10 protein-coding genes and 1 pseudogene are annotated in these 7,482 nt (G+C 72.2%); 4 read left to right on the top strand and 7 right to left on the bottom strand.

From position 1 onward, the window contains the following. Positions 1-136 precede the first annotated feature (136 nt). Complete coding sequence (locus B7767_RS14875) at positions 137-793, bottom strand: HAD family hydrolase (RefSeq protein WP_085572608.1); 657 nt, start codon at positions 791-793, stop codon at positions 137-139. Positions 794-925: 132 nt separating this feature from the next. On the opposite strand from B7767_RS14875, the pseudogene B7767_RS48005 reads away from it, so the two are divergent. Next, positions 926-1,105, top strand: a pseudogene (locus tag B7767_RS48005) (SDR family oxidoreductase); the annotation flags it as partial. Positions 1,106-1,159: 54 nt separating this feature from the next. Beyond that, a complete protein-coding gene (locus B7767_RS14865) occupies positions 1,160-1,435 on the top strand; it encodes a hypothetical protein (RefSeq protein WP_085572607.1) in 276 nt (91 codons plus the stop codon). A gap of 3 nt (positions 1,436-1,438) precedes the next feature. Here the strand turns inward: B7767_RS14865 and B7767_RS14860 are convergent, their stop codons facing one another. The 3 genes from B7767_RS14860 to B7767_RS14850 form a co-directional block, all read right to left on the bottom strand. After that, on the bottom strand, positions 1,439-1,984 hold the full coding sequence (locus B7767_RS14860) for a VanZ family protein (protein WP_085572606.1): 546 nt from the start codon (positions 1,982-1,984) through the stop codon (positions 1,439-1,441). A gap of 59 nt (positions 1,985-2,043) precedes the next feature. After that, positions 2,044-2,715, bottom strand: coding sequence for a DUF4230 domain-containing protein (locus tag B7767_RS14855; RefSeq protein ID WP_085572605.1), 672 nt, complete (start codon positions 2,713-2,715; stop codon positions 2,044-2,046). 130 nt (positions 2,716-2,845) lie between these two features. Further along, positions 2,846-3,226 (bottom strand): anti-sigma factor antagonist, encoded by a 381-nt coding sequence (locus B7767_RS14850; RefSeq protein ID WP_256923439.1) that lies wholly within the window; start codon positions 3,224-3,226, stop codon positions 2,846-2,848. Between the two features lie 625 nt (positions 3,227-3,851). Here B7767_RS14850 and B7767_RS14845 point away from each other — a divergent pair. Further along, a complete protein-coding gene (locus tag B7767_RS14845; protein WP_085572603.1) occupies positions 3,852-4,244 on the top strand; it encodes a VOC family protein in 393 nt (130 codons plus the stop codon). Positions 4,245-4,285: 41 nt separating this feature from the next. Here B7767_RS14845 and B7767_RS14840 read toward each other — a convergent pair whose 3' ends face one another. Beyond that, entirely contained in the window at positions 4,286-4,597 is a 312-nt protein-coding gene (locus tag B7767_RS14840; RefSeq protein WP_030863828.1) for a DUF4235 domain-containing protein, read from the bottom strand. 66 nt (positions 4,598-4,663) lie between these two features. Next, positions 4,664-5,692, bottom strand: a complete 1,029-nt coding sequence (locus B7767_RS14835; RefSeq protein ID WP_085572602.1) for a glutathione S-transferase family protein — start codon at positions 5,690-5,692, stop codon at positions 4,664-4,666. Between the two features lie 101 nt (positions 5,693-5,793). Between B7767_RS14835 and B7767_RS14830 the strand changes: the two genes are divergently transcribed. Beyond that, on the top strand, positions 5,794-6,759 hold the full coding sequence (locus tag B7767_RS14830; protein ID WP_256923438.1) for a cation diffusion facilitator family transporter: 966 nt from the start codon (positions 5,794-5,796) through the stop codon (positions 6,757-6,759). 61 nt (positions 6,760-6,820) lie between these two features. Here the strand turns inward: B7767_RS14830 and B7767_RS14825 are convergent, their stop codons facing one another. Then, entirely contained in the window at positions 6,821-7,267 is a 447-nt protein-coding gene (locus tag B7767_RS14825) for a nitroreductase family deazaflavin-dependent oxidoreductase (protein WP_085572609.1), read from the bottom strand. Positions 7,268-7,482: the final 215 nt, after the last annotated feature.

The raw sequence follows: 7,482 nt of genomic DNA, 5'->3' as shown, positions 1-7,482 counted from the left end.
CGCCACGCGGCCCGCGCCGCGCGGCCGACGGACCGCGCGTCCCACCGCACGGCGTCCCGCACCCGCGTCACCGGGGCCACTCGCCCCACGGCGTCGTCCCGACCGGTCCTCTCCCGCACCCGTGTCATGTCCCGCGTCATGCCAGAGGGCTGTCCGACAGGGAGGCCAGCAGATGCGCCGGGTCGGCGTAGACCGCGTCCGCGCCGGCCTCCTCCAGGTCGGCGCGCGGAATGCCGCCGCACAGCACGCCCACGCAGCGCACCCCGGCGCGGCTGCCCGCCCGCATGTCCCACACCGTGTCACCGACGAACACCGCCCGCTCCGCGGGCACCCCGGCCAGCTCCAGGGCGTGCTCGACGGGCTCCGGCGCGGGTTTGCCCTCCGACACGTCGTCGGCGCTCGCCGTCGCGTCGATCGCCTCGTCCGCGTCGATCGCCCGGCGCAGCGCGCTCAGCTCGGCACCGCCCGCCGAGGTGGCGAGCACCACCGTCCAGCCGTCCCGGTGCAGCCGCTTCAGCAGCCGGCCGGCGTCCGGCAGCGCGGGCAGCCGGTCGAAGTACTGCCCGTACAGCGCCTTGTGCGCCGCGCTCAGCTCGTCGTCGCGGCCGGTGTCCCGGTCCTCGCCCAGCAGATGGGCGACCAGGTCGGAGGAGGGCAGCCCCACGGCCCGGTGGACGGCGTGCATCGGCACCCGGTGCCCTGCCTGCCGGAAGGCCTCCCACCAGGCCGTCACATGCAGATGGTTGGTGTCGGCCAGAGTGCCGTCGACGTCGAACACGGCAGCCCGTTCCATACGAGATCCTTCCTTGAGGGAGGTGGTACGGGTACCACCTCAGCCGCCCGCCACTCCGACGGCACCCCGCGCTCCCGCACACGGGCGCCCCCGAGGACCTGCCGGCCCCGGCGTCCCCAGTGCCCCGAGGACCCGGGAGGTACCCCGGGACGGCCCGGCGACGCCCGTGAGGCCGCCGCGGTCGTCGCCGTCCTCGCCGGACCCGACGCCTCGTAGGTCACCGGCGCCTCCTGGGGCGTGGACGGCGGAACGTTCCGGACGGGACCGCGGGCCGGGGCGCACCTGACGAGCGACGACCGGCGGCGGCCCTGAACGGAGGCGGACCCGTACGCCGCGTTCGCACCGTTTGCGCTCTACCCTCGATGCATGACCGAAAGCGCGAGCCCGTACATGTCGCATCCGCGGATCATGGTGCTCGGGGTACAGCCCGGGACTCCGCCGTTCCGGATCGTGGAGATCGACGGACAGGTGGTCGGCGAGGCGAGAACCGTCACCGACGTGCTGCACGCCGCCGCCGCGTTCGGGATCACGGTCCACGACCTGGACGACCCGGACGTGGTCCGCTGGGTGGGCGGCGACAAGTTCACCTGGACCCTGCGCGGAGCCTCGTGGCCCCCTCAGGACCAGAAGCAGCGGCCCTAGGGGTCAGGCCTTCGGACGACGGGCGTGCACGGCCCGGCTCAGGCGGCGGCCCAGCAGCAGGTAACCGAGCAACGCCCCGCCGGTGTTCAGGATGACGTCGTCGATGTCGAAGGCGCGTCCGGTCACCAGGGCGCCCTGCGCGCACTCCACCAGCAGCATCACGACGGCCGTCAGCACCAGCACCCGCAGGAACCCGCGCGTGCGCGGGGCGACCACCGGAGCGAGCACCCCGAAGGGCACGCCGAGCAGGATGTTGCCGCCGATCTGACGCACGGCGTCACGCAGCGCGGGCTGGTCCAGATAGGCCCTCAGCGAGCGGCCCGGATGCAGATTGGTGTGGGTCAGCGCCTCCGAGGCGGGGGAGGGGTGCAGGGTGAGCCGGGCCAGGACCACGGCGAAGACGACCATGAACACGAAGGCGCACAGCATCGCCAGCAACCGCGGGAACAACGGCAGCGGGCGCCCCGGGCCGTCCTCCGCGCTACCGCGCCCGGACGGTCGCGGACGCCGGTGGAACAGGGAGCGCGGATGCGGGACGGCGCGGGCCATTCTGTCCTCCAGTCGTCAACTTCCGTACTTGGTACGCCGGTTACCCCTGGCTGTGCGGGTCACTCGCCGTAGCTGACCCGTACTTCCTCGAACCCCAGGGAGTGCAGCAGCCCTTCGAGCATCTCCGTGGTGTTGGTCTCGGCCCGGGCGGTGAGTCCGCTCTCCTCCGCCGCGTCGCCGATGTGCCGCACGGCGAGCTTCTGGACGGCCTGCTCGCTGTTGGGGTTGTCCGAGAAGAGGTCGCCGAGCCGGTCGAACAGTCCGCGCTGCTTGGACACGGCGTAGGAGCGCTCGGGGTCCAGGGCCGGCTTGCCCAGGCGGGCGTGGGGCAGCCGCAGCGTGGCGGACGTACGGTCGTCGTCGACCCGTACGTCGTCCCCGTCCAGCTTCCCGAGGTCGACGTAGGCGTCGACGGTGCCCGCGCCCACGTACAGCGTGCGGCTGCCGCGGACGGCGTCCGGCAGGAACTTCGCGTCCTTCTCCAGATCCACCACCACCTGGAAGTTGCCCGAGGCGGCGTCGTAGCGGCTGATGTCCTGGATGGACTCCAGGAGCGCGGGTCCGGAGCGGTCCTCGGTCTCCGTGCCGAACAGGTCCTTCAGGCCCGGCAGCAGGCTCAGCCGGATCCCGGCGAACAGCACGACGAGCAGCAGCACCACCGCGCCGAGCACCTTCGCCCATCCGGGTACGCGCGCGGTCGGTCCCTTCGCGGGAGTCGTCGGAGTCGTCATGGCGACGGCCCTCCTTCCTCCTGACCGAATGCCCCTCAGTCACCCGTACAGACAGGGGAATCGGGGAACGGACGACCGCACCGGGAGCACGCTGGGGCGCACGGTGGGCGTCAGGCCGCGGATCCGGTGGTCAGGCCGGTCCCGAGGTGGCCTCGGGCCGTTCCAGGGCCGCGTCCAGGGTCGGCCACGGCGGCAGCAGACGGGACGTGCCGGTGATCCGCAGCATGCGCAGGGTCAGCGGGTGGGTGCACACCAGGCGCAGCCGGCCGGGTCCGTCCGCGATCCGCTGCCGGGCCCGGTACAGCAGGCGCAGCCCGGAGAGGTCGAAGAACTCGACGTGGGTCAGGTCGATCACGATCCGGGCGTCCGGTTCGGCGGTCGCCATGTCCAGGTGCGGGACGATCTCCGCGGCCGCGGCGATGTCGATCTCACCGCGGAGTTCCAGCACCGTGTGTCCCCGGTCGTGGCGGACGCGCAGATGCCGGGTCAGCGGTGCAGGTTCGTACCGCACGACGCCATCGCCTCCAGCCTGCTCCGTGCAACGGGGGAGCGAACCGGCCCCAACACCGGTTCGCACCCTGCAAGTTACCTTCGGTCGAGTGCATTTGAGCATGTTCGATTGACATATGTCTTCGAATTGCGACCGACTTCTTTCGAACCGGTCGGTCGGTCCCGGCGAGCCTCGTCGGAGCGTGACGGGATCATCACTTCCGGCAGCGGGCGAACTTGGTCCACAGGGCTGTCGACCCGGTAAATGCCTTACAGGCGCCGCGAGTTGACCACTTCGCGACGGGTCGCTTCGCGGTGCTTACTCATGCGCGCGGTCCCCTCGCGGCCCCCGTGTCGCTTCGAAGGACGCGGATGGAACTCGCCGCTCGGCCCCGGCGGCGGGACGATCGCCACCATGCCGAAGCCGCGGCCGCGCCCCCGGCGTCGGACCGGCCCCGTCAGGCGCTGCGAGAATGTCCCGAGCCCAAGGGATCCGCGCCGTGGCCGATGGTGATCTCCTGTACCACGGAGGACGGTTGAGGCATGTGCGCATGCACGGGAACATGACTGAATCCGGCGAGTGGGGACAGGTGTCACGTACAGGGCGGGGCAGGAGCGCCCCGCGCCCGGACTCCCTCGGAGGGGACATGACCCTGGTGACGGCCGGCGTGGTGGTGCTCGACTGCGCCGAACCCGAGAAACTCGCCGAGTTCTACAAGGAGTTGCTGGACGCCCAGGACGTCGACGCCCACGTCAACCGGGTGGAGATCCGGGCCGCCGACGGTTTCCGGCTGGCACTGCGCCGCGACGTGAACGCGACCGCCCCGAGCTGGCCCCGCCCGGAGAACTCCCTCCAGGCGCACCTGGAGTTCGTGGTGGACGACCTGGACGCGGTGGAACGCCTGATCGTGGGCCTCGGCGGGCGCCCGGTGGAGACGGGCGACGCCTCGGGACCCACCGGGGAACGCGGCTACGCCGACCCGGCGGGCCACTCCTTCACCGTCCGCCGGGGCACGTCGACGGCGCCCAAGCAGGGCTGACCCGCCGCCCCGGGGGGACGGCGGGCCGGCCGTACGGCGTCTCAGTCGCGACCGCCCTTGTCCGGGACCGGCCAGGTGCCCGTGGAGCGTTCGATGGCCTTGGCGCCGGCCCGGTCCACGGCACTGCGCACCACCGCGAAGATGGCGCCCTGGATCGCCGCGGCCAGCAGGATCTCTCCCCAGCGGCGGTCCCGGTCCAGCGCGTCCGGCGCGTCGTCCTCGTGCCGGATCACCTTCCAGGTCTTCTGGAACGCCATCCCCGCCACGGTGCCGCTGGTCCAGCCCAGCGCGAAGCCGATCGGCTTGTACGCCAGGGGCAGCTTCTTCTTCGCCTTCTTGCTCTTCTTCGCCACGTGGATCTCCTAGATCGGCTGCGTGTTCTCGTCGGTGGACGGATCGTGGGGGAAGGACCGGACGGCTCAGGGGCGCCCCGGCGCCGGCACCTCCTCGCCGGCCCGCACCGGACCGGGCGGAGTGCCGTCCCCGAACGGCCGGCCGCCCAGCTCCTCCCGGTGGTGGGGCGCCGTCCAGCCGGCCAGGTCGGGACCGAGGGGCACGATGCCGGACGGATTGATGCCGGTGTGCACCTGGTAGTAGTGCCGCTTGATGTGGTCGAAGTCCACGGTGTCGCCGAAGCCGGGCGTCTGGTACAGATCGCGGGCGTACGCCCACAGCACCCGGTTCTCCGCCAGCTTCCACCGGTTGCACTTGAAGTGACCGTGGTACACCGCGTCGAACCGCACCAGCGTGGTGAACAGCCGGATGTCCGCCTCGGTGATGGTGTCGCCGACCAGGTACCGCTGCCCCTCCAGCCGCCGCGCCAGCAGCTCCAGTCGCCGGAACACCGCCGTGCACGCGGCCTCGTACTCCTCCTGGCCGGTGGCGAACCCCGCGCGGTACACGCCGTTGTTGACGTCCTGGAAGACGTCCTCCGCCACCGCGTCGATCTCGTCGCGCCGTGCCCGCGGATACAGGTCGGGCGCCCCCTCGCGGTGCAGGGCCGTCCACTCCGTCGCGAGGTCCAGGGTGATCCGCTGGTAGTCGTTGGTGACCAGCTTCCCGCTGGGCACGTCCACGACCGCCGGCACGCTCACCCCGCCCGGGTAGTCCGTCTCCCGCCGGTCGTACGCCTCGCTCAGGTACCGGATGCCGAGCACCGGGTCGCGGCCGTCCGGATCCAGGGTGAAGCGCCAGCTCCGGTCGTCCTGGACCGGGTCCGCGACGGCCAGGGAGAGCGCGTCCTCCAGCCCGAGCAGCCGCCGGGACACCAGCGCCCGGCTCGCCCACGGGCAGGCGCGGCTCACCACGAGCCGGTAGCGCCCGGCCTCCACCGGCCACCCGTCCCGCCCGTCAGCGGTGATCCGGTCCGCGAAATGGGCCTTCGACCGCTTGAACGCCTTCCTGCCGTACGCGCTGTTGCCACCGCCCCCGTCGTCGCGGCCGCCCATGATGGTCTCCTTCCCGCCGTCGGTACGTCCCTGTGACCGCGTTCCCCGTTTTCCGCCGACGGCACGGTGTGGCGTGGGCCGACCGGGGCAATCGGCCGAGGGTGAGTACTCGATCGGATCGCAGAACCCGGATCACCGTGCTGGTGGCGCTCGCCGCCAATCTGGTGATCGCCGTCGCCAAGGCCGTCGGCGGACTGGCCGCGTCCTCGCCCGCGTTGCTGTCGGAAGCCGCGCACTCGGTCGCCGACAGCCTGAACGAGGTGTTCCTGCTGGCCGCGCTGCGGCGCAGCCGACGCCCGGCCGACCGCCGTCACCCGTTCGGCTACGGCAAGGAACGCTTCTTCTGGTCGCTGCTCGCCGCCGTCGGGATCTTCGTGATGGGCGGCTGTTTCTCGTTCTACCAGGGCGTCGAGGCGCTCAGGAACGGGAGCGAGGAGGACCTGAGCGGCTATGTCGCCGGACTGGTCGTGCTCGGCGTCGCCCTGCTCGCCGAGGGCGGCTCCCTGCTGCGCGCCCTGCACCAGGTGCGCCGGCAGGGCGGTCTGGGCAGCGGACTGCGTGATCCGGCGCTGCGCACGGTGGTCGCCGAGGACGGCACCGCGGTGGTGGGCGTCACCCTGGCCATCGCGGGCATGGTGCTGCACATGACCACCGGACAGGTGGTGTGGGAGGCGTCCGCCTCGCTCGCCATCGGGGCGCTGCTGGTCTACGTCGCCTTCCGGCTCGGCCGTGACGCCCGCGACCAGCTGATCGGCGAGGCCGCCGACCCGGAGGCGAGCGACCGGATCCGGGAGCTGCTGCGGGAGCAGCCCGAGATCGACAGCGTGGAGGCGCTCTTCACGATGAAGACGGGCCTGGACACCGCCCTGGTGGCGGCCCGCGTCGACCTGGTGCCCGGGATGGACAGCGAGCGGGTGGAGGAGGTCGCCGTTCGCATCAAGCGGTCCATCGCCCGCGAGGTGCCCGAGGCGGAGCAGATCTTCCTCGACGTCACCGAACGGGGGGACCCGGAGGCGCGGGAGGCATGGGAAAGCCCCGCCGCGACGGGGGAACGCGGCGGGGCCTGAACCACGCGTGCCCGGATCCCGGAGCTTCATGCACACCGGGGCACGGGAAATTCCCCGGGGCTCAGTCCCGCTGCCCGTCCGGCTCCAGCACGAAGACCGGAATCTCGCGGTCCGTCTTCTTCTGGTAGTCGGCGTACGGGGGGAAGGCCGCGACGGCGCGTTTCCACCACTCGGCCTTCTCCTCCCCGGTCACCTCACGGGCCGTCATGTCCTGCTTGACCGGCCCGTCCTGGAGTTCGACGTGCGGGTCGGCCCTGACGTTGTGGTACCAGACCGGGTGCTTGGGCGCGCCGCCCAGCGAGGCGACCGCCGCGTAGCGCCCCTCGTGCTCGACCCGCATCAACGGGGTCTTGCGCAGCCGGCCGCTCTTCGCGCCCCGGCTGGTCAGCACGATGACGGGCCTGCCCTGCAGGGTCGTCCCCTCCGTGCCGCCGGAACTCTCGTACAACTCCACCTGTTCGCGCACCCACTGGGTCGGACTGGGCTCGTACTCGCCTTGCAGGGGCATGGCATCCATCCCGTCGTTCTCGTGTACTGCGGTCGAGTCGATCACTCCCACAACACCACCGCACGCCGGATTCATCCGAACCGGGCGTCAGGCGGGCGCCACCGCCGTCCGCAGCGCGAGCGCCGCCATCACGCCGCTCGCCACCAGCGCGGTCACCAGCCGGCCCCGGTGGCCGGTCAGCGCCCGGCCCAGCAGGGCGCCGCCGCCGGCGAGCA

The sequence above is a fragment of the Streptomyces sp. 13-12-16 genome (assembly GCF_002114215.1).
Classification (GTDB): domain Bacteria; phylum Actinomycetota; class Actinomycetes; order Streptomycetales; family Streptomycetaceae; genus Streptomyces.
The sequence above is the reverse complement of the archived record's forward strand: the minus strand, read 5'-3'. Positions and strand labels throughout refer to the sequence as shown.

Coding starts and splice junctions, on each gene's coding strand:
- B7767_RS14875 (WP_085572608.1), bottom strand. CDS start 793: ATGGAACGGGCTGCCGTGTTCGACGTCGACGGCACTCTGGCCGACACC.
- B7767_RS14865 (WP_085572607.1), top strand. CDS start 1,160: ATGACCGAAAGCGCGAGCCCGTACATGTCGCATCCGCGGATCATGGTG.
- B7767_RS14860 (WP_085572606.1), bottom strand. CDS start 1,984: ATGGCCCGCGCCGTCCCGCATCCGCGCTCCCTGTTCCACCGGCGTCCG.
- B7767_RS14855 (WP_085572605.1), bottom strand. CDS start 2,715: ATGACGACTCCGACGACTCCCGCGAAGGGACCGACCGCGCGCGTACCC.
- B7767_RS14845 (WP_085572603.1), top strand. CDS start 3,852: ATGACCCTGGTGACGGCCGGCGTGGTGGTGCTCGACTGCGCCGAACCC.
- B7767_RS14835 (WP_085572602.1), bottom strand. CDS start 5,692: ATGGGCGGCCGCGACGACGGGGGCGGTGGCAACAGCGCGTACGGCAGG.
- B7767_RS14825 (WP_085572609.1), bottom strand. CDS start 7,267: ATGCCCCTGCAAGGCGAGTACGAGCCCAGTCCGACCCAGTGGGTGCGC.